The organism is Agrobacterium sp. NPDC089420 (genome assembly GCF_044900305.1).
Taxonomy (GTDB): Bacteria; Pseudomonadota; Alphaproteobacteria; order Rhizobiales; family Rhizobiaceae; genus Agrobacterium.
The window spans coordinates 133,709-152,879 of sequence record NZ_JBJDMY010000005.1; the positions used below are offsets into that span (position 1 = coordinate 133,709).

19 protein-coding genes and 3 tRNA genes are annotated in these 19,171 nt (G+C 59.6%); 2 read left to right on the forward strand and 20 right to left on the reverse strand.

The annotated features are described in order from the left end of the window. Nucleotide 1: 1 nt before the first annotated feature. The 18 genes from ACI2KA_RS09575 to ACI2KA_RS09660 form a co-directional block, all read right to left on the reverse strand. On the reverse strand, nt 2-1,513 hold the full coding sequence (locus tag ACI2KA_RS09575; protein ID WP_404501427.1) for an NADH-quinone oxidoreductase subunit M: 1,512 nt from the start codon (nt 1,511-1,513) through the stop codon (nt 2-4). Next, on the reverse strand, nt 1,513-3,510 hold the full coding sequence (gene nuoL / locus ACI2KA_RS09580) for an NADH-quinone oxidoreductase subunit L (protein ID WP_404501429.1): 1,998 nt from the start codon (nt 3,508-3,510) through the stop codon (nt 1,513-1,515). The genes ACI2KA_RS09575 and nuoL overlap by 1 nt, the downstream gene beginning before the upstream one ends. Before the next feature lie 7 nt (nt 3,511-3,517). Next, complete coding sequence (gene nuoK, locus ACI2KA_RS09585; RefSeq protein ID WP_003521516.1) at nt 3,518-3,826, reverse strand: NADH-quinone oxidoreductase subunit NuoK; 309 nt, start codon at nt 3,824-3,826, stop codon at nt 3,518-3,520. A gap of 28 nt (nt 3,827-3,854) precedes the next feature. Next, nucleotides 3,855-4,469, reverse strand: a complete 615-nt coding sequence (locus ACI2KA_RS09590; RefSeq protein ID WP_404501431.1) for an NADH-quinone oxidoreductase subunit J — start codon at nt 4,467-4,469, stop codon at nt 3,855-3,857. A 136-nt stretch (nt 4,470-4,605) separates the two neighbouring features. Continuing rightward, on the reverse strand, nt 4,606-5,097 hold the full coding sequence (gene nuoI / locus ACI2KA_RS09595) for an NADH-quinone oxidoreductase subunit NuoI (protein WP_003502385.1): 492 nt from the start codon (nt 5,095-5,097) through the stop codon (nt 4,606-4,608). Between the two features lie 36 nt (nt 5,098-5,133). Then, nucleotides 5,134-6,180, reverse strand: coding sequence for an NADH-quinone oxidoreductase subunit NuoH (gene nuoH / locus ACI2KA_RS09600; protein WP_404501433.1), 1,047 nt, complete (start codon nt 6,178-6,180; stop codon nt 5,134-5,136). 13 nt (nt 6,181-6,193) lie between these two features. After that, a complete protein-coding gene (gene nuoG / locus ACI2KA_RS09605; protein WP_404501435.1) occupies nt 6,194-8,275 on the reverse strand; it encodes an NADH-quinone oxidoreductase subunit NuoG in 2,082 nt (693 codons plus the stop codon). 149 nt (nt 8,276-8,424) lie between these two features. Continuing rightward, complete coding sequence (nuoF, locus tag ACI2KA_RS09610; RefSeq protein ID WP_020012329.1) at nt 8,425-9,729, reverse strand: NADH-quinone oxidoreductase subunit NuoF; 1,305 nt, start codon at nt 9,727-9,729, stop codon at nt 8,425-8,427. A 10-nt stretch (nt 9,730-9,739) separates the two neighbouring features. Then, nucleotides 9,740-10,846, reverse strand: a complete 1,107-nt coding sequence (locus ACI2KA_RS09615) for an NADH-quinone oxidoreductase subunit E (protein WP_404501437.1) — start codon at nt 10,844-10,846, stop codon at nt 9,740-9,742. Nucleotides 10,847-10,862: 16 nt separating this feature from the next. After that, complete coding sequence (locus ACI2KA_RS09620) at nt 10,863-11,123, reverse strand: hypothetical protein (protein ID WP_404501439.1); 261 nt, start codon at nt 11,121-11,123, stop codon at nt 10,863-10,865. Further along, nucleotides 11,123-12,313: an NADH-quinone oxidoreductase subunit D gene (locus ACI2KA_RS09625; RefSeq protein WP_404501441.1), complete on the reverse strand. Its 1,191-nt coding sequence runs from the start codon at nt 12,311-12,313 to the stop codon at nt 11,123-11,125. The genes ACI2KA_RS09620 and ACI2KA_RS09625 overlap by 1 nt, the downstream gene beginning before the upstream one ends. Nucleotide 12,314: 1 nt before the next feature. Then, nucleotides 12,315-12,743, reverse strand: a complete 429-nt coding sequence (locus tag ACI2KA_RS09630) for a GFA family protein (RefSeq protein ID WP_404501443.1) — start codon at nt 12,741-12,743, stop codon at nt 12,315-12,317. Continuing rightward, nucleotides 12,740-13,342 (reverse strand): NADH-quinone oxidoreductase subunit C, encoded by a 603-nt coding sequence (locus ACI2KA_RS09635; protein WP_404501445.1) that lies wholly within the window; start codon nt 13,340-13,342, stop codon nt 12,740-12,742. The genes ACI2KA_RS09630 and ACI2KA_RS09635 overlap by 4 nt, the downstream gene beginning before the upstream one ends. A gap of 20 nt (nt 13,343-13,362) precedes the next feature. Next, nucleotides 13,363-13,947: a NuoB/complex I 20 kDa subunit family protein gene (locus ACI2KA_RS09640; RefSeq protein ID WP_404496554.1), complete on the reverse strand. Its 585-nt coding sequence runs from the start codon at nt 13,945-13,947 to the stop codon at nt 13,363-13,365. Then, nucleotides 13,938-14,303: an NADH-quinone oxidoreductase subunit A gene (locus ACI2KA_RS09645; RefSeq protein ID WP_003496469.1), complete on the reverse strand. Its 366-nt coding sequence runs from the start codon at nt 14,301-14,303 to the stop codon at nt 13,938-13,940. The genes ACI2KA_RS09640 and ACI2KA_RS09645 overlap by 10 nt, the downstream gene beginning before the upstream one ends. Nucleotides 14,304-14,737: 434 nt before the next feature. Beyond that, nucleotides 14,738-14,814 (reverse strand) — tRNA-Asp (locus ACI2KA_RS09650). A gap of 39 nt (nt 14,815-14,853) precedes the next feature. Beyond that, a tRNA-Asp gene (locus tag ACI2KA_RS09655) sits at nt 14,854-14,930 on the reverse strand. A gap of 100 nt (nt 14,931-15,030) precedes the next feature. Further along, a complete protein-coding gene (locus ACI2KA_RS09660) occupies nt 15,031-15,336 on the reverse strand; it encodes a hypothetical protein (RefSeq protein ID WP_404501447.1) in 306 nt (101 codons plus the stop codon). A gap of 41 nt (nt 15,337-15,377) precedes the next feature. On the opposite strand from ACI2KA_RS09660, the gene ACI2KA_RS09665 reads away from it, so the two are divergent. Both ACI2KA_RS09665 and ACI2KA_RS09670 read left to right on the forward strand, forming a co-directional pair. Beyond that, a tRNA-Val gene (locus ACI2KA_RS09665) sits at nt 15,378-15,453 on the forward strand. Between the two features lie 323 nt (nt 15,454-15,776). Beyond that, nucleotides 15,777-15,914 carry a hypothetical protein gene (locus tag ACI2KA_RS09670; RefSeq protein WP_404501449.1) on the forward strand — a complete coding sequence of 46 codons (138 nt, stop codon included), beginning with the start codon at nt 15,777-15,779 and terminating at the stop codon, nt 15,912-15,914. Between the two features lie 189 nt (nt 15,915-16,103). On the opposite strand, the gene ACI2KA_RS09675 is transcribed toward ACI2KA_RS09670, so the two are convergent. After that, entirely contained in the window at nt 16,104-18,302 is a 2,199-nt protein-coding gene (locus ACI2KA_RS09675; RefSeq protein ID WP_404501451.1) for an esterase-like activity of phytase family protein, read from the reverse strand. Nucleotides 18,303-18,654: 352 nt separating this feature from the next. Next, nucleotides 18,655-18,930: a DNA-binding protein HupB gene (gene hupB / locus ACI2KA_RS09680; RefSeq protein WP_003502360.1), complete on the reverse strand. Its 276-nt coding sequence runs from the start codon at nt 18,928-18,930 to the stop codon at nt 18,655-18,657. Nucleotides 18,931-19,171: the final 241 nt, after the last annotated feature.

Genomic DNA, 19,171 nt, shown 5'->3' on the forward strand with positions numbered 1-19,171 from the left:
GTCAATTCATAGAGAGCGCAACATTCTGCGCCGCCTGCAATGCAGCCGTATAGTTGTTTACCAGAAGATCGACCGATGCGGCCGTCGCATCGAAGACCGGCGCCGGATAGACGCCGAAGAAGATCGTCAGCACAACCAGCGGATAAAGGATGACCTTTTCGCGGGTCGACAGATCGAGCATCGCCTTCAGGCTTTCCTTCTCCAGCGCGCCGAAGATCACGCGGCGGTAAAGCCACAGCGCGTAAGCCGCCGAGAGGATGACGCCGGTTGCGGCAAACAGCGCGACCAGCGTATTGGCGCGGAAGACGCCGACCAGCGTCAGGAATTCGCCGATGAAGCCGGAGGTACCGGGCAGACCGACATTGGCCATGGTGAAGATCATGAAGGCGACGGCGTATTTCGGCATGTTGTTGACGAGGCCGCCATAGGCCGCGATCTCGCGGGTATGGAGACGGTCGTAGACAACGCCGACGCAGAGGAAGAGCGCGCCCGATACGATACCGTGCGACAGCATCTGGAAGATCGCGCCCTGCACGCCCTGAACGTTGGCGGCAAAGATGCCCATGGTCACGTAACCCATGTGGGCAACGGAGGAATAGGCGATCAGCTTCTTGATGTCGTCCTGCATCATCGCCACCAGCGAGGTGTAGATGATGGCGAGAACCGACAGCGTGAAGACGAAGGGCGCGAAATAATCCGACGCCAAGGGGAACATCGACAGCGAGAAGCGGATGAAACCGTAACCGCCGAGCTTCAGCATGACGCCGGCAAGGATGACCGAACCGGCGGTCGGTGCCTGAACGTGGGCATCCGGCAGCCAGGTATGCACCGGCCACATCGGCATCTTGACCGAGAAGGCGGCGAAACAGGCAAGCCACAGCCAGGTCTGCATGCCGGCCGGGAAGCCGTATTTCAGGAGTTCGGTCATGTCGGTCGTGCCGGCCTGCCAATACATGGCCATGATGGCGAGCATGGTGAGAACCGAACCGAGCAGCGTGTAGAGGAAGAACTTGTAGGATGCGTAGACACGATCCTTGCCGCCCCAGACGCCGATGATGATGAACATGGGGATCAGCGTCGCTTCGAAGAAGACGTAGAAGAGAACCGTATCCAGCGCCACGAAGACGCCGATCATGACGACTTCCAGCAGCAGGAAGGCGATCATGTATTCCTTGATGCGCTTTTCCACCGATTCCCAGCTTGCCAGCACGCAAAACGGCATGAGGAAGGTGGTGAGGATGACGAAGAGCATGGAAACGCCGTCGACGCCGAGATGATAGGCGGCGATGTTGCCGAACCAGGCGTGTTTTTCGACCATCTGGAAACCGGGGTTCGAATTGTCGAACCCGATCCAGATGAACAGCGATACCAGGAAGGTGAAGACGGTCGTCAGCAGCGAGACGTTGAGAATGTTGCGGCGACCGTAAGGGCCGTTCTCATTCGTCAGCAGCAGGAGCACCACGCCGACGAGCGGCAGGAAGGTGACCGTTGAAAGAATGGGCCAATCGGTCATCAGAGGGCACTCCCGAGCATCATCCAGGTGACAAGCGCCGCGATGCCGATCAGCATCGCAAAGGCATAATGATAGAGGTAACCGGATTGCAGGCGGACCATGCGGTTGGTCACGTCAACCACACGCGCTGCAATGCCGTTCGGTCCATAGTGGTCGATGACGGCGACATCGCCCTTCTTCCACAGGAAGCGGCCGAGCGCCTTTGCGGAACGTACGAAGAGGAAGTCGTAGAGTTCGTCGAAATACCACTTGTTCAAGAGGAACTGGTAGAGGCCGCGATGGGTCTCGGCCAGACGCTTCGGCGTCTCGGGCGACTTGATGTACATGTACCATGCGGTCACGAAACCAAGCGCCATGGCGAAGAACGGGCTCCACTTCACCCACAGCGGAACGTGGTGGAATTCCTCGAGGATCTCGTTTTCCGGAAGCGTGAACAGCGCGCCCTTCCAGAACTCGGCATATTCGTGGCCGAAGAAATAACCTTCGAAGGCAACACCGGCGAAGATGGCGCCGACGGTGAGGATGAAAAGCGGGATCAGCATGACCATCGGCGATTCATGCACATGGTGCATGACGTCGGCGGAAGCGCGCGGCTTGCCGAAAAAGGTCATGAAGGCCAGACGCCAGGAGTAGAAGCTGGTGAACAGCGCGGCGATGACCAGCAGCGTGAAGGCGAAACCGGACAGCACCGAATGGGAGGCGTAAGCGGATTCGATGATGACGTCCTTCGAGAAGAAGCCGGCAAAGCCGATCATCGTGCCCGGGATACCGACGCCGGTCAGCGCCAGCGTGCCGACGGTCATGGTCCAGAAGGTGATGGGGATGTGCTTGCGCAGGCCGCCCATGTACCGCATGTCCTGCTCGCCATCGACGGCATGGATGACCGAGCCGGCGCACAAGAACAGCAGGGCCTTGAAGAAGGCGTGCGTGAAGAGGTGGAACACGGCCGCGCCATAAGCGCCGACGCCGAGCGCCACGAACATGTAACCGAGCTGCGAGCAGGTCGAATAGGCAATGACGCGCTTGATGTCGTTCTGCACGAGGCCAACGGTTGCCGCGAAGAAGGCGGTGATCGCGCCGATCAGCGTCACGACGGTGAGCGCATCATGCGACAGTTCGAACAGCGGCGACATGCGGGCGACGAGGAAAACGCCAGCGGTGACCATGGTTGCGGCGTGAATGAGGGCAGATACCGGGGTCGGGCCTTCCATCGCGTCCGGCAGCCAGGTGTGCAACAGGAACTGCGCCGATTTACCCATCGCGCCCATGAAGAGCAGCAGGCAGACGCCCGTCATCGCATTGGCCTTGTCCAGCTGCATGCCGAACAGGTTGATGACGGTCTCGGTCGATGCCGCACCTTCAGCCGGCAGATAGGTGCCGGCGGCGGCGAAGATGGTTTCGAAATTGATCGAGCCGAACAGCACGAACACGCCGGAGATGCCGAGGATGAAGCCGAAGTCACCGACGCGGTTGACGATGAAGGCCTTCATTGCGGCAGCAGAGGCCGAAGGTTTCTTGAACCAGAAGCCAATCAGCAGATAGGACGCCAGACCAACGCCTTCCCAGCCGAAGAACATCTGCAGCAGGTTGTCGGAGGTCACCAGCATCAGCATGGCGAAGGTGAAGAGCGAAAGATAGGCAAAGAAACGCGGACGATGCGGATCGTGGTGCATGTACCCGATCGAATAAAGATGCACGAGCGTCGAGACCGTGTTGACCACGACGAACATGACGGCCGTCAGCGTATCGATGCGGAACGCCCATTCGACGTCGATGCCGCCGGACTGGATCCAGCGCAGCACGGTGACCTTGATCACCTCGCCCGGCTCGCCATGGGCAAGCGCGACGGTGAAGAAGACGATCCACGACAGGATGGCGACCACGATCATCAGACCGGTGGTGACATATTCCGACGCCTTGGCGCCGATCGAGCGGCCGAACAGGCCGGCGATCAGGAAGCCGATCAGTGGAAGAAAGACGATAGCCTTGTAGATCATAGCCTTATCAGCCCTTCATCATATTGACGTCTTCGACGGCGATCGATCCGCGGTTGCGGTAGAAGACAACGAGTATTGCAAGACCGATGGCCGCTTCGGCGGCTGCGACGGTCAGAATGAACAAAGCGAAGACCTGGCCGACGATATCGTTCAGGAAGGCCGAGAAAGCCACCATGTTGATGTTGACCGCAAGCAGGATGAGTTCGATCGACATCAGGATGACGATGACGTTCTTCCGGTTGAGGAAGATGCCGAAGACGCCGATCGTGAAGAGGATGGCGCTGACCGTCAGGTAGTGGGAAAGACCGATTTCCATATTCTGTTTCCTTGGATCCGTTCGCGCCTCAGATGCCCTGGCCCGGCTTGACCTTGACCGTGGTGACGGCGGTCTTCGGGTCACGGCCGACCTGCTTGGATATATCCTGCCGCTTGATGTCGGTGCGATGACGCAGCGTCAGCACGATGGCGCCGATCATGGCCACCAGCAGCACGAGGCCGGCGAGCTGGAAGAAGTAGACGTAATTTGTATAAAGCACATCGCCGAGCGCGGCCGTATTGGTGCGTTCGGTGACAGGCGGGATCGGCATGGTGATCGATTTCGCCGCCTGCGGGTTCAGCACGCTGCCGCCGACCACCACGATCAGCTCCGCCGCCAGGATGACGCCGATCAACGCGCCGACCGGGGCATATTGCAGCACGCCGGAGCGCAGTTCGGCGAAATCCACATCCAGCATCATGACGACGAAGAGGAAGAGCACCGCGACCGCGCCGACATAGACCACCAGCAGGATCATGCCGAGGAATTCGGCCCCCGTCAGCAGGAACAGCGCGGCTGCGTTGAAGAAGGTCAGGATCAGGAACAGCACCGAATGAACAGGGTTCTTCGATGCGATGACCATGAACGCAGACGCCACGGCGACGAAAGCGAATATATAAAAGAATACAGCGTGCAGACCCATCTTGGTGCCTTCTTGTCCTCATCGGGAGAAGATGGCTCGAAGGCCCCTCACCCGTTTCGTCCCCGCCGGCGAAAACCGCGCAGGCATTTTACTTTTCATCACTTTCCGGGGGCTCCCCCGGAAAGACGGTTGCACCTTAACGGTAAGGTGCATCCAGTGCGAGGTTGCGTGCGATTTCACGCTCCCAGCGGTCGCCATTGTCGAGAAGCTTCTGCTTGTCGAAATAGAGCTCCTCGCGGGTTTCCGTCGCGAATTCGAAGTTCGGACCTTCGACGATGGCATCCACCGGGCAGGCTTCCTGGCAGAAACCGCAATAGATGCACTTCACCATGTCGATGTCGTAACGCACCGTGCGGCGGGTGCCGTCATTGCGGCGCGGGCCGGCTTCGATGGTGATCGCCTGAGCGGGACAGATGGCTTCACACAGCTTGCAGGCGATGCAGCGCTCTTCGCCGTTCGGATAACGGCGCAGCGCATGTTCGCCACGGAAGCGCGGCGAGACCGGCCCCTTTTCGAAAGGATAGTTCACCGTTGCCTTCTGCTTGAAGAAGTGACGCATCGTCAGGAAGATCGCACCGACGAATTCCTTGAGGAACAGCGAGTTGACGGCTTGGGAGAGGCTTGCCATCTCAGTCTCCAGATCTTTGAGCGAGGAGTTCAGACATCAACCGGCCCACCCCGTCAGCTTCAATACGAATGCAACAATAACGACCATGGCGAGCGACAGCGGCAGGAACACCTTCCAGCCGAGGCGCATGAGCTGGTCATAACGATAACGTGGAACGAAGGCCTTGGTGAGCGCGATCATGAAGAAGACCATGCAGCCCTTCAGCGCGAACCAGACGATGCCCGGAACCCAGTTCAGGAACCACACATCCACGATCGGCAGCCAGCCGCCGAGGAACAGGATGGTCGTCAGGCAGCAGATCAGGACGATCGCGGCATATTCGCCAAGCATGAACATCATGTAGGGCGTCGAGCCATATTCGACCATGTGACCGGCGACCAGTTCCGACTCCGCTTCCGGAAGGTCGAAGGGCGGACGGTTGGTTTCGGCAAGGCCCGAGATGAAGAACACGATGAACATCGGGAACAGCGACAGCCAGTGCCAGTCGAGGAACGATGCCGGCAGGCCGAGCATGGTGCCGAGGCCGGTCTTCTGCGCCAGCACGATGTCCGTCAGGTTCAGCGAGCCGACGCAGAGCAGAACGGTGACGATGACGAGGCCGATCGAGACTTCATAGGACACCATCTGCGCAGCTGAACGCAGCGCGCCGAGGAACGGGTACTTCGAGTTCGAAGCCCAGCCGCCCATGATGATGCCGTAGACTTCAAGCGAGGAAATCGCGAAGATGTAGAGGATGCCGACATTGATATTGGCGACGACCCAGCCCTCATTGAAGGGAATGACCGCGTAAGTGGCAAGCGCCAGCGTCACGGCAACCAGCGGCGCCAGAAGGAAGACCGCCTTGTTGGCGCCGGCCGGAATAACGGGCTCCTTGAGGATGAACTTCAAAAGGTCGGCGAAGGACTGGAAGAGACCGAAGGGACCGACGACGTTCGGGCCACGGCGCAGCTGCACGGCCGCCCAGACCTTGCGGTCGGCAAGCAGCAGGAAGGCGATGGCCACGAGAAGGCAAACAAGAAGCAGCAGGGACTGGCCGACCATGATCAGCGCGGGCCAGACGTAGCTCCAGAAAAACTGTTCCATAAATCCCCTACCCTTACTCTGCCGCAGCCTGGAAATTGTTGCGGGCCAATGCGGAACACTCGGCCATGACGGCGGAGGCGCGCGCAATCGGGTTCGTCAAATAAAAGTCTTTTACCGGCGAGGCAAACGCCGACTTGGTGAGCGAGCCGGTTTTACCAGCCAGCGCCTCGATATCCGTGGCCTTGCCGGCGACGATCTCGTCGGTTTCGGCCAGATGCGGATGGGCGACATAAAGCTGGCCGCGCAGCGCCGACAGCGAATCGAACGGCAGCTTCTTGCCGAGAACGTCGGAAAGCGCACGCAGGATCGCCCAGTCTTCGCGGGCTTCGCCCGGTGCGAAACCGGCGCGGTTGCCAACCTGGACACGGCCTTCGGTGTTGACCCAGATACCGGATTTTTCGGTATAGGCCGCACCCGGAAGGATGACGTCGGCGTTCATCGCGCCCTGATCGCCATGGCTGCCGATATAGACGGTGAACTTGGCGCCCTTGTTGGACAGGTCGAGTTCATCGGCGCCGAGCAGGAACAGGACGTCCATCGAGGCGACCATCTCGGCTGCGGCAACACCGCCCTCGCCCGGCACGAAGCCGATATCGAGACCGCCGACACGGGCAGCGGCAGTGTGCAGAACCGAGAAGCCATTCCACTCTTCGGTGACAGCACCGACCGAAACGGCAAGCCTTGCGGCAGCCGCGAGCACGGCAGCACCATCGGCACGCGCCAGGGCACCCTGACCGATGATGATCAACGGGTTCTTGGCCGACTTCAGCTTGTCAACAAAGCTGTGCGAGCCATTGGCCAGATCGGACAGCGTCTCCGCGCCCGAGCCGAGATATTCGTAATTGTAGCGCAGCTCACCGGCCTCACCGATCACGCCGATCGGGAAACCGCCGCGACGCCAGCGCTTACGGATGCGGGCATTGAGCACGGCCGCTTCGAAACGCGGGTTGGAACCAACGATCAGCAGGGCGTCAGCCTGTTCGATGCCTTCAATGGTGGCATTGAACAGGTAGCTGGCACGGCCGAGTGACGGGTCAAGCGCTGCGCCATCCTGGCGGCAATCGACATTGGCCGAACCGAGCGAAGCGAGAAGCGACTTCAGCGCGAACATTTCTTCGACGGAGGCCAGATCGCCGGCAATTGCGCCGATCTTGGAACCAGAGGTTGCGGCAACCGCAGCCTTGATCGCACCGAAGGCTTCGCCCCAGGTGGCGGGCTGCAGACGGCCATCCTTGCGGACATAAGGCCGGTCGAGGCGCTGCGTCTTCAGGCCGTCCCAGATGAAGCGGCTCTTGTCGGAAATCCACTCTTCGTTGATCGCCTCGTTGACGCGCGGCATAACGCGCATGACTTCGCGACCGCGGGTATCGACGCGGATGGCCGAACCGAGCGCGTCCATCACATCGATGGTTTCGGTCTTGTTCAGTTCCCACGGACGGGCGGTGAAGGCGAAAGGCTTGGAGGTGAGCGCACCGACCGGGCAGAGGTCAACGACGTTGCCCTGCAGCTCCGAGGTCATGGCCTGCTCGAGATAGGTGGTGATTTCGGCATCTTCGCCGCGGCCGATCAGGCCGAGTTCGGCAATGCCGGCCACTTCCGTGGTGAAACGGACGCAGCGCGTGCAGTGGATGCAGCGGTTCATGACCGTCTTGACGAGCGGGCCGATATATTTGTCTTCAACCGCACGCTTGTTTTCCGCGTAACGCGAACCGGCGATACCGAAGGCCATGGCCTGGTCCTGCAGGTCGCATTCGCCGCCCTGGTCGCAGATCGGGCAATCGAGCGGATGGTTGATGAGCAGGAATTCCATCACGCCTTCGCGGGCCTTCTTGACCATCGGCGTGTTGGTGAAAATCTCCGGCAATTCGCCGTTCGGGCCGCCGCGAACGTCGCGCACGCCCATGGCGCAGGATGCGGCAGGCTTGGGCGGTCCGCCCTTCACCTCGATAAGACACATGCGGCAGTTACCCGCGACCGACAAGCGCTCATGAAAACAAAAGCGCGGAACTTCGGCACCTGCCTCCTCGCACGCCTGCAACAGCGTGAAATGATCCGGAACCTCGATCTCTTTACCGTCAACCTTGAGCTTTGCCATGGTTCTACTTACGTCCTGTTGCCTGTTCGTCCCATGTCTCACACGGTCCGCAACAAATCCTTAATCACGCCCGGCACTGGTGTCGTCTGCCAGGCGCTTCATGGTGTCGCGAGGCCGGAAATTCCGGCTCCGCCCGAAGCCTTTGATGCTTATTCAGCGGCTTCCAGAACAGCGCCATCATCCATGGCCCTGTAGGTATATTGGTCGATGCGCTTTTCGATTTCCGGACGGAAATTGCGGATCAGCGCCTGCACCGGCCATGCGGCGGCATCGCCGAGCGCACAGATGGTGTGGCCCTCGATCTGCTTCGTCACTTCGAACAGCATGTCGATTTCGCGCTTCTGGGCATTGCCCTTGACCATGCGCTCCAGCACGCGCCACATCCAGCCCGTGCCTTCGCGGCACGGCGTGCACTGGCCGCAGCTTTCGTGCTTGAAGAAGGCTGCAATGCGGGCGATCGCCTTGATGACGTCGGTGGACTTGTCCATGACGATCATGCCGCCGGTGCCGAAGGAAGACTTCACTTCGCGCATGCCGTCGAAGTCCATGATGGCGTCCTTCATGTCCTCACCGCGCACGATGGGGCAGGATGCGCCGCCGGGGATGACGCCGAGCAGATTGTCCCAGCCGCCGCGAATGCCACCGCAATGGTGTTCGATCAGCTCACGGAAGGACAGGCCCAGCGCATCTTCGAAGGTGCAAGGACGCTCGACATGGCCCGAGACCATGAACAGCTTGGTGCCGACATTGTTCGGACGGCCGATCGACGAGAACCAGGCGGCGCCACGGCGCAGGATGGTCGGCGCAACGGCGATGGATTCGACGTTGTTGACGGTCGTCGGGCAGCCGTAAAGACCCATATTGGCCGGGAAAGGCGGCTTCAAGCGCGGCTGGCCCTTCTTGCCTTCAAGGCTTTCGAGCAGAGCCGTCTCTTCGCCGCAGATATAGGCGCCGGCGCCGTGATGGACGTAGATGTCGAAATCCCAGCCGTTCTTGTTGTTCTTGCCGAGCAGGCCGGCATCGTAGCACTCGTCGATGGCCGCCTGAAGCGCTTCACGCTCACGCATATATTCGCCGCGCACGTAGATATAGGCGGTATGCGCGCCCATGGCGAAACCGGCTATCACGCAGCCTTCGATCAGCGTATGCGGATCGTTGCGCAGGATTTCGCGGTCCTTGCAGGTGCCAGGCTCGGATTCGTCGGCATTGACGACGAGGTAATGCGGGCGGCCGTCATTTTCCTTCGGCATGAAGGACCATTTGAGACCCGTCGGGAAGCCTGCGCCGCCGCGACCGCGAAGGCCGGAAGCCTTCATCTCGTTGATGATCCAGTCACGGCCCTTTTCGATGATCTGCTTGGTGCCGTCCCAATGGCCGCGCGCTCTCACGCCCTTCAGGGACTTGTCCTTGAGGCCGTAGAGATTGGTAAAGATGCGATCCTGATCTTTTAACATGCTTCACCTCTTACCGCGGCTTCTTGCCGAAGACCCTGATATACTCGGCTTCGCCACCCTTGGCGAGCGCCTTGGCTTGGCTGATCCACTCGTCGCGTTCGATGCGGCCCTTGAAATTCAGATAACCGTCGACCCAGTCGCATTCGGCCTTTTTCCAGCCGGCGATCTGCGCGAAGGTGAAGATGCCAAGCTCGTGCAGCGTGCCCTCGATCTTCGGACCGACGCCGGAAATGAGCTTCAGGTCGTCAGGCGTCGCAGGCTTTTCGATGCCGGCCGGACGATCCTTGGAATCGAGCGACGGCTTTGCCGTTTCCGCAGCGCCGGAGGCTTCCTTTTCAACCGCCTTGACGTTGGCTTCAGCGGCCTTCGGCTCAGTCGCTGGGGTCTTCAACTTCGGATCGGTTTCCGGTGCATCCGTCTTCGGCTTGGCGGCGTTGGAGGGCGGAACCGGCGCGGTATCCGCCGGCGCTTCGGCCGGCTTGTCGAGATTGGAACGGTCCGGCTTGATCTCTTCCGTCAGCGTCGTCAGGCCGCCGACCGGAACCGACTGATGACGGTCGATCTGCGGGCCTGTCTTGACGCTGTCGCCCTTGCCTGCCTCGAAAGTGTCGATGATCTCTTCCAGGCGCTCGGGCGTCAGGTCCTCATAGGCATCCTTGAAGATGATGACCATGGGCGCGTTGACGCAGGCGCCCTGACATTCCACTTCTTCCCAGGAAAGCGTGCCGCTCTCATTGGTGTGCAGCGGATCGTGGTGGATCTTCTTGCGGCAGACATCCATCAGCGCTTCCGAACCGCGCAGCATGCAGGGCGTGGTGCCGCAGACCTGAACGTGGGCGCGCGTGCCAACCGGCTTCAGCTGGAACTGGGTATAGAAGGTCGCCACTTCCAGAACACGGATATAGGCCATGTCCAGCATGTCGGCGATTTTTTCGATGGCGGCGCGGGTAACCCAGCCGTCCTGCTCCTGCGCACGCATCAGCAGCGGGATGACCGCCGATTGCTGGCGTCCCTCGGGATATTTCAGAATCGTCTTTTCCGCCCATGCGGTGTTTTCCGCATTGAAGGCAAATGCCACGGGCTGGAACTGATCTTCGGCTAGTCGACGAACGGACATACTTCCTCACGCCTTTTCAGTTTAACGTCTCACAACGCGATCTCGCCACCGTGACGAATTCGCAGGCGTAAGCCGCCTTGTCTTTCTGCATGAACACGATGAACTTGCTGCCATTTGGAACCGAGGCCTTGATCTCGTATCCCGAAGACAGAAGCTGCGCGATGGTCGATGAGCCGCCGCTCGACAGCGATACGCCGGGTTCACCCGTCGCCGTCTGGGCGAGAACGGGCGCCGACATCGCAGCAAGAAAAGCCGGTATGGCCAGCGGCAGACGCATCAGCGGTCGACCTCCCCGAACACGATGTCGAGAGAGCCGAGCACGGCTGTAACGTCGGCAAGCTGATGGCCCTTGCACAGGAAATCCATCGCCTGCAGGTGCGCATAACCCGGAGCGCGGATCTTGCAGCGGTAGGGCTTGTTGGAACCGTCCGCGACCACATAGACGCCGAACTCGCCCTTCGGCGCTTCGACGGCGGCGTAAACTTCGCCGGCCGGCACGTGGTAACCTTCGGTGTAGAGCTTGAAGTGGTGGATCAGCGCTTCCATCGACCGCTTCATCTCGCCGCGCTTGGGCGGAACCACCTTGCCATCCAGCGAGGAGACCGGGCCGATGCGATGTTTGCCCGACAGAAGCTCGACGCACTGCTTCATGATCTTCACCGATTCGCGCATTTCCTGCATGCGGATCAGGTAACGGTCGTAGCAGTCGCCGTTCTTGCCGACGGGAATGTCGAATTCGAGATCGGAATAGCACTCGTAGGGCTGCGCACGGCGCAGATCCCAGGCAGCGCCCGAGCCGCGTACCATCACGCCCGTGAAACCCCAGGCGAAGGCGTCTTCAAGCGAGACGACGCCGATATCGACGTTACGCTGCTTGTAGATGCGGTTGTCGGTCAGAAGGCCCTCGATATTGTCGAGAACGGTGATGAAAGGATCGCACCACTTGCCGATATCATCGACCAGTTCCGGCGGCAGATCCTGATGCACGCCGCCCGGACGGACATAGGCCGAGTGCATGCGGGCGCCGCAGGCGCGCTCATAAAACACCATCAGCTTTTCGCGCTCTTCGAAGCCCCAGACCGGCGGCGTCATCGCGCCGACGTCCATGGCCTGCGTCGTCACGTTCATGATGTGCGACAGGATGCGGCCGATTTCCGAATAGAGAACGCGGATCAGCTGGCCGCGCATCGGGATTTCGAGGCCGAGCAGCTTTTCGACGGCGAGCGCGAAAGCGTGTTCCTGGTTCATCGGCGCGACATAGTCGAGACGGTCGAAATAGGGAACGGCCTGCAGATAGGTCTTGGTCTCGATCAGCTTTTCGGTGCCGCGATGCAGAAGACCGATATGCGGATCGACGCGCTCGACGATTTCGCCGTCCAGTTCCAGAACCAGACGCAGCACGCCGTGCGCGGACGGATGTTCCGGACCGAAGTTGATCGTGAAATTGCGGACGTTATGCTCAGTCATTCTAGTGCTCCGCCGAGGTGATCATGGCGATGAATTCGGGGCCGGTCATGTTCTGCGTGGTTTCAGCGAAAGAGTAGCTCGAAGGCTTCTCGTCCGTGAATATCTGCGACGCGAAACTGAAACTGGAAGGGTTGTCGAAAGCCTGCAACGAGACGGCAAAATGCTTGCCATCCTTGGAACGCCACATCAGCGTGCTGCCGCAGGTCTTGCAAAAGCAGCGCTCACCCCATTCCGACGAGGAATAGACGCCGAGGTTTTCCTCGTTCTCGATGGCGATATCAGCGCATTCGACAGCCATGAACGCACCGCCGGACCAGCGGCGGCACATGGAGCAATGGCAAACGCCGAATTCGCGGGCGCCGATGCCGGCCTTGAGGCCGACGGCGCCGCAAAGACATTGTCCATGCTCTGTCGCGGGGGCTTGGCTCATTGCTTGGCCTTTTCGTCGCCCGGGAGAACATATTCGGTTCCTTCCCAGGGGGAAAGAAAGTCGAAATTGCGGAATTCCTGTTTCAGCTCGACCGGTTCATAAAGAACCCGTTTCAGAACGTCATCGTAACGCACTTCCACAAAGCCGGTAACCGGAAAATCCTTGCGCAGCGGGTGGCCTTCGAAACCATAGTCGGTGAGAATGCGACGCAGGTCCTTATGGCCCTCGAACGGAATGCCATACATGTCCCAGGCTTCGCGCTCGAACCATTCAGCACCCATATAAACGGAGGTCGAAGACGGCACGCCCTCGTCTTCCGCCACCTGCAGCTTGACGCGCACGCGCAGGTTCTGGCGCGGCGACAGCAGGTGATAAACGACATCGAAGCGCTTTTCGCGCTGCGGCCAGTCGACACCGCAAATATCGATGATGTTGACGAAACCGCACTGCACGTCGTCACGCAGGAAGGTCAAAAGCGCAATCACGCTTTCAGGCGTCGTGTTCAGCGTCAGCTCGCCATAGGCGATATCCTCCGATACCACGAGGGAACCGCGCGCTTCCTTGACGTAAGCAGCAAGATCGTTGAGAGCTTCGCTCATTATCTATCCGTCCTTTGCCCTTAGCGCTCGATCGTACCGGTACGACGAATCTTCTTCTGCAGCAGAAGCACGCCGTAAAGCAGCGCCTCCGCCGTGGGGGGACAGCCCGGAACGTAGATATCCACCGGCACGACGCGGTCGCAGCCGCGCACCACGGCGTAGGAATAATGATAATACCCGCCGCCATTGGCGCAGGAACCCATGGAGATGACGTAACGCGGCTCCGGCATCTGGTCGTAGACCTTGCGCAAAGCGGGCGCCATCTTGTTGGTCAGCGTGCCGGCGACGATCATCACGTCCGACTGGCGCGGCGAGGCGCGCGGGGCGACACCGAAGCGCTCCATGTCATAACGCGGACCCGACGCCTGCATCAGGCCTTCGACGGCGCAGCAGGCAAGACCGAACTGCATCCACATCAGCGAGCCGGTGCGCGCCCAGGTGATCAGCTCGTCGGTGGAGGTGACGAGAAAGCCCTTGTCGGCCAGCTCGTCATTGATTTCCGTGAAGTAGGCGTCGTTGCTGCCGACCGGCTTGCCGGTCGCGGGATCGATGATGCCCTTTGGCTGCGGCGCAACGAGCGTGGTGTTGTTCTGGCTCATGCCCATTCCAGCGCTCCCTTCTTCCACTCATAGATAAAGCCGATGGTGAGGACGAGGAGGAACACCATCATCGACCAGAAACCGAACCAGCCCATCTCGCCGAAAGACACCGCCCAGGGAAACAGGAAGGCAACTTCCAGATCGAAGATGATGAACAGGATCGACACCAGGTAAAAACGGATATCGAACTTCATGCGGGCGTCATCGAAGGCATTGAAACCGCACTCGAAAGCCGAAAGCTTTTCCGGGTCCGGCGCCTTGTAGGCGACTGCGAAAGGCGCGATGAGAAGCGCCAGGCCGATGACGAGAGCGATACCGATGAAGATTGCGATCGGAATGTAGGAACTGAGGAGTTCAGTCATGGTCTCTTCCCTGCCCGGCCGGGTGCCGGACCTGCCTTTGCGACCGACAAGTCTCAAGGCGCACAAATATGTTGCAACGCCAAAGTGGTTAGCGCAGCCGCGCCCTCTCTGCAAGAGTTTAGGCTCCATTTCAAGACACCTGCCGCATTGATTGGCAACAATATTGCCGGAATTGACGCAAATTTGGGCCACAATTCCGACCTAAGCCCCTCAAATACAATAATAATCGATTGAACGACGCAACCGCAAAAAAGTCACACGAATTTTACGTCAAAAAGGCAGCGAAGTGACGGTTTTCGGAAACCGAAACTTGACTAAAAAAAGCAGGAAAAATTGCATCAAAAAAGGCTGGAATCACCTGCCGAAACAGCCGGTCGCAACGAGCGCGGATGACACGTCGATTTATTATTGAGGAGGTGTTTCAGGAGAGAAAATGGCGCGAGTGACGGGGCTCGAACCCGCGACCTCCGGCGTGACAGGCCGGCACTCTAACCGACTGAGCTACACCCGCGCACCACAGACATTCATCTGCGTCTTCCGAGGAACAGGATGGCGCGAGTGACGGGGCTCGAACCCGCGACCTCCGGCGTGACAGGCCGGCACTCTAACCGACTGAGCTACACCCGCATCTCCTGACGGCAGAACCCTCGGTCCGGCCGCTCGAACCAGCCTCGGCTGTTCGATGAGCGGCTAACTACGGCGTTCGTGCGGGGGTGTCAAGCAGCTTTCACGACAAAAGAATAAGCTTCTTCATTTTGATCGGGAAAAACCGCAGGCGCTGCGACCAACCCCAGGCCAAACACCCTGTTTTGCGGGCTTTTCCCAACGAAATCAAAAAACTTGTCCACAGCCGCAGGCATTGGCGCCGTGATTTTCGCAGGGCCGTCGCGGCGCGATCCCATCCTGCTTTCGACAAAAACCCCGCAGTTCCCGGCTTTTTCCCCGTCATCTCCCGCAAAGGGAAAAGCGGCCCGGAAAAAAAACAAAAAAACTTCACAAAAGCCCTTGCGGTTTTTTTCCGATCCGAATACATCACGGCCACCGACGCGGCGGACATGATCCGAGGCACGCGAAGGGCGATTAGCTCAGTTGGTAGAGCGCCTCGTTTACACCGAGGATGTCGGGAGTTCGAGTCTCTCATCGCCCACCATTCTCACCGCACTTCTTAATATGACTGTGTCTGAGCCGACGATAGTTCGGATATGTCGGTGATTGTTCCTGATTTTCCCCGCATTCTCAACCGCACCCCCTGCCCCGCATTCGCTTCTCAAGATGCAGCATCACGTCTGCGGGCAACCGGAATCGCTTTTCGGAGTGAAATCCATTCCAAATCGGCACGCCTGCCCCAGAGTCAAACATCGTCTGCCGATCGCTGTTCTAATCCGTAACATACCGAAAAATAAGCGGATTCAGACTTTTTAAAGAGATTTCAGGCATTGTTTCAGTACCGTTTCATGATGAACGGTTGAACTGATGGATGAAACCATGTCGATCGATGCGTTTGTAACACTCGCGCTTATTGCGCTGCCTGTTTATATTTTTTTTCGCTGGGTCCAGCAGGATTCGGAAAAGCAAGATACTCCCAAAAACAAGAATTCCATGGGGCGGTGACCTGTCACGGTCGTTGAAGCATTTTCCCCGGACAAACCCCTCTCCTGTCAGATACCGACGCCACACGGCCCGTTCAACGGCGGGTGCTGCGATGCCTCATGCAGGGCAGCCATCCGGGACGGTATCGCCTTCGCAACAAAAAGCCGGGCGATGCCCGGCTTTTCTCGTATGCGGCACCGTTCGGCGTGATCAGTTGATCGCCTTCAGATTGACGGTGAAGAACAGCGTCTCGCCCGAAGAATCGTCGACGCCGTCATTGTCGGTCACGGCATAGGCCGTTCCGGCCTTGTCGAAGGTGAAGCCTTCCAGCTTGTCCACCACGTAACCATTGGTCTGGGACTTGAGGTCGGCCAGGAAATCATGGGCTTCCTGCTTGGTCACCAGCGGCAGCTCGCCACCGATCTTGCCTGGCTTCAGGTCGGCGATCGCCACCCGGTAGAGCTTCTTGATCTTGGCCTTGTCGCCGATCTGGTTGTCACGCTCGACGATATAGACATGGTCGCCCTGGGCGGTGATTTCGGAAAGACCGACCCAGCCGGCTTCGGTCTTGTCGAGCGGGTAGCGCACGGCGCCCCATTCCTTCGATTTAGGATTATAGGAGACGAGCTTGACGAAGCCCTTCTCGTCCGTGCCCCATTCGCGCTGCACGGCCATCCACAGTGTCACATCATCGCCCTTGCCGATCAGGGTCACGCCTTCGAAACCGAAGCGCGTCTCGCCGGCCAGCAGTTCCTTCGGCAGCGCGATCTCAGCCTTGATCTCACCCTTGGCGTTGACGTTGTAGAGCGCATGCGGCACGAGCTTGGCGCTGTCGCCTTCCGAGGCCAGCCAGAAGCCGCCCTTGCCATCCAGCGTGATGCCTTCGATGTCGAGCTTCTGGGCAGCGATGCCGTCGCGCTTGATGCGCAGCACGCTGGTGATGACGGCGGGCTTCTTCGTGGCGTCGATGGTGAAGATCGACGGCTGGTTGCCGTAAACCGAGTCGGAAACGGCATAAAGAATGCCGGGCTTCTCGGCATCGCCAACCAGACCGGAAAGCGCACCCCAGCCGATCGGCGCACCGTCAACGGTGGCGGAAACAAGCTGCGGATAGGCCGGCTGGCCTTCGGCGCGCTCATAGAGCATGACATGCGAGCGGACACCGCCGTCCTCGACCAGATCGACCTCATTGGCCGTGGCGAGAAGATCACGCGACGGGATAGCGACCGCGCCTTCCGGCGAAACGCCCGAAGGCAGGAGCTGCGTCAGCTGCGGCTCCTTGCCGGTGTCCTTGTAGACAGCGACGACGGAGGCGCGCTCGGCAAGCACGAAGAAATATTTCTCCCCGCCGAATGTTGCCGCTTCCAGACCTTCCGGCTCGATGCCCTTGGCCTTGGAGCGCTTTTCGGGATAGTGGCCGATGGCCGCAACCGCATGCTCAAGCGAGGAACCGGATTCGTAGAGAAGCTTGCCGGTCTTGTCGAAGATGGTGAAGCCGCGCGAACCGCCCTGCCAGTCACCTTCATTGGCGATGACGATGCGGTCATTGTCCAGCCACTTGACGGCGTCCGGCTCGCGCTTGCGGCCTTCCTGCTTGTCGGTGAACTTCAGCTGGCCGTCGGTCTTGGTGTCGATGCCTTCGAGATCGACCTTGCCGGCGGAGAAATGCGTCTTCACCGTGCCGGTCTTGCCGTCGATGATAACGATATGGTTGTTTTCCTGCAGCGTCAGCGCGATTTCGCCATTGGCGTTGATCGAAACGAATTCCGGCTCCGGATCTTCCGGAGCGATTTCGGCAAGTCCGGTCAGCTCGATCTTCTTCAGCGTCGCGCAGTCGGCCACACCGTCCTTCAGACCAACCGTCACCAGATAGCCGGCCGGCATCTGCGGCAGGGCGCCTTCGTTCACCTCTTCGTCGCGCTCGTTCTCGATGGCGATGGCGGCAAAGGTCTTGTCCGGAGAGACGGCAACCGAATCGGGCTGGCCGCCGAGATCGCAGCTTGCCTCGATCTTCTTGGTGGCGATATCGACCGTTACCAGCTTGCCTGACGGCTTGACGAAGCTTTCAGAGGTGTTGACACCGGCGAGAACCTTGACGCCGGCAACGGCAACCGAGGTTGGCTCGCCTTCGAGCAGCAACGCGCCGCCGGCCTTCGGAGCCTTGGCATCGGTGATGTCGATGAAGCCGATGCCGCCAAGCGGGCTGTCGGAATAGATCAGCGTCTTGCCGTCTTCGCTGGCGGTGACGATTTCAGCCGACGTGACGGACTTGGCGTCCTTGTCCGCCGGCAGGTTCTTCGCCACCGGGAAAGAGGCGATGCGGTTGAAAACCGGCTCGGCAGCGGCCGGAAATGCCGCGGATGTCAGCAGCGCGGCGGTCAAAGCCATATGAGAAAATCGGAACGCCATTATAATCCCCCTTGGGTCCAGAAATACCCTTTGGCTTCTGCGTCAAAGACATGACAGAGGCATGACATTTCCTTGCCGGGAATCAAAAAGCCCGGCCTTGAAGGCCGGGCTTTCGTGTTTATGCGCACATTGCGGGGATCGAAACGCCGTGTGTCCGGATGGAAGCTACACAGGCGCGTATCGGCCCTTTCAATCCACACCGTCCGGGCTGAGAAATCCGGCCATCCGAAAAAGGCTCGAATGGCCTGACAGTCCTTGTGCCTGCCGATGGTGTCAGCGCGTCAAAACATGCTTCCTCGTGAACCTGAAAAGCCGTCCGCCCGCCGCCGGGCGTCACGGCCTTCCGGAAACCTTACGAGTTGACGGCGTCCTTCAGGCCCTTGCCTGCGGAGAACTTCGGCACGTTGCGAGCCGGGATATCGACTTCAGCACCCGTGGAAGGGTTACGGCCCTTGGAGGCTTCACGACGGCTGACGGAGAAGCTGCCGAAGCCGGCGAGGCGGATGTCGCCACCGTTCTTCAGTTCGCTCTGTACGGTTTCGAATACGGCATCAACAGCGGAAGCAGCATCTGCCTTCGTGAGACCAGCCTTTTCGGCAACAGCAGAGACGAGCTCGTTCTTGTTCATGTTTCCACCCCTTTCAATGGTTTGAAACGACTCAAATTAAGCCGGCGCAGAATACGTTCGCATCCGCGCGCAGCAACTCAAAAGCGCTGGAATCGCCTGAAAAACAAGGGGTCTGAGATTTTTTTCACAAAAAAGGCCGACATTTCTGCCGGCCTTTCCCAAAATCGTGCCAATTTGGCATCACTTGCGCGGGTTCATATCCCGCATGCGGCCCATGGCGCCTAACACATTGATTCTATGC

What these genes read in the sequence shown, in the direction of transcription:
- ACI2KA_RS09660 (WP_404501447.1), bottom strand. Translation starts at nt 15,336, where the DNA reads ATGTATTCGGATCGGAAAAAAACCGCAAGGGCTTTTGTGAAGTTTTTT.
- nuoI (WP_003502385.1), bottom strand. Translation starts at nt 5,097, where the DNA reads ATGGCAAGCCTCTCCCAAGCCGTCAACTCGCTGTTCCTCAAGGAATTC.
- ACI2KA_RS09675 (WP_404501451.1), bottom strand. Translation starts at nt 18,302, where the DNA reads ATGGCGTTCCGATTTTCTCATATGGCTTTGACCGCCGCGCTGCTGACA.
- ACI2KA_RS09625 (WP_404501441.1), bottom strand. Translation starts at nt 12,313, where the DNA reads ATGACTGAGCATAACGTCCGCAATTTCACGATCAACTTCGGTCCGGAA.
- nuoH (WP_404501433.1), bottom strand. Translation starts at nt 6,180, where the DNA reads ATGGAACAGTTTTTCTGGAGCTACGTCTGGCCCGCGCTGATCATGGTC.
- ACI2KA_RS09640 (WP_404496554.1), bottom strand. Translation starts at nt 13,947, where the DNA reads ATGGGCATGAGCCAGAACAACACCACGCTCGTTGCGCCGCAGCCAAAG.
- nuoG (WP_404501435.1), bottom strand. Translation starts at nt 8,275, where the DNA reads ATGGCAAAGCTCAAGGTTGACGGTAAAGAGATCGAGGTTCCGGATCAT.
- ACI2KA_RS09630 (WP_404501443.1), bottom strand. Translation starts at nt 12,743, where the DNA reads ATGAGCCAAGCCCCCGCGACAGAGCATGGACAATGTCTTTGCGGCGCC.
- hupB (WP_003502360.1), bottom strand. Translation starts at nt 18,930, where the DNA reads ATGAACAAGAACGAGCTCGTCTCTGCTGTTGCCGAAAAGGCTGGTCTC.
- nuoL (WP_404501429.1), bottom strand. Translation starts at nt 3,510, where the DNA reads ATGATCTACAAGGCTATCGTCTTTCTTCCACTGATCGGCTTCCTGATC.
- nuoF (WP_020012329.1), bottom strand. Translation starts at nt 9,729, where the DNA reads ATGTTAAAAGATCAGGATCGCATCTTTACCAATCTCTACGGCCTCAAG.
- ACI2KA_RS09670 (WP_404501449.1), top strand. Translation starts at nt 15,777, where the DNA reads ATGGATGAAACCATGTCGATCGATGCGTTTGTAACACTCGCGCTTATT.
- ACI2KA_RS09575 (WP_404501427.1), bottom strand. Translation starts at nt 1,513, where the DNA reads ATGACCGATTGGCCCATTCTTTCAACGGTCACCTTCCTGCCGCTCGTC.
- ACI2KA_RS09590 (WP_404501431.1), bottom strand. Translation starts at nt 4,469, where the DNA reads ATGGGTCTGCACGCTGTATTCTTTTATATATTCGCTTTCGTCGCCGTG.
- ACI2KA_RS09615 (WP_404501437.1), bottom strand. Translation starts at nt 10,846, where the DNA reads ATGTCCGTTCGTCGACTAGCCGAAGATCAGTTCCAGCCCGTGGCATTT.
- ACI2KA_RS09645 (WP_003496469.1), bottom strand. Translation starts at nt 14,303, where the DNA reads ATGACTGAACTCCTCAGTTCCTACATTCCGATCGCAATCTTCATCGGT.
- ACI2KA_RS09635 (WP_404501445.1), bottom strand. Translation starts at nt 13,342, where the DNA reads ATGAGCGAAGCTCTCAACGATCTTGCTGCTTACGTCAAGGAAGCGCGC.
- ACI2KA_RS09620 (WP_404501439.1), bottom strand. Translation starts at nt 11,123, where the DNA reads ATGCGTCTGCCGCTGGCCATACCGGCTTTTCTTGCTGCGATGTCGGCG.
- nuoK (WP_003521516.1), bottom strand. Translation starts at nt 3,826, where the DNA reads ATGGAAATCGGTCTTTCCCACTACCTGACGGTCAGCGCCATCCTCTTC.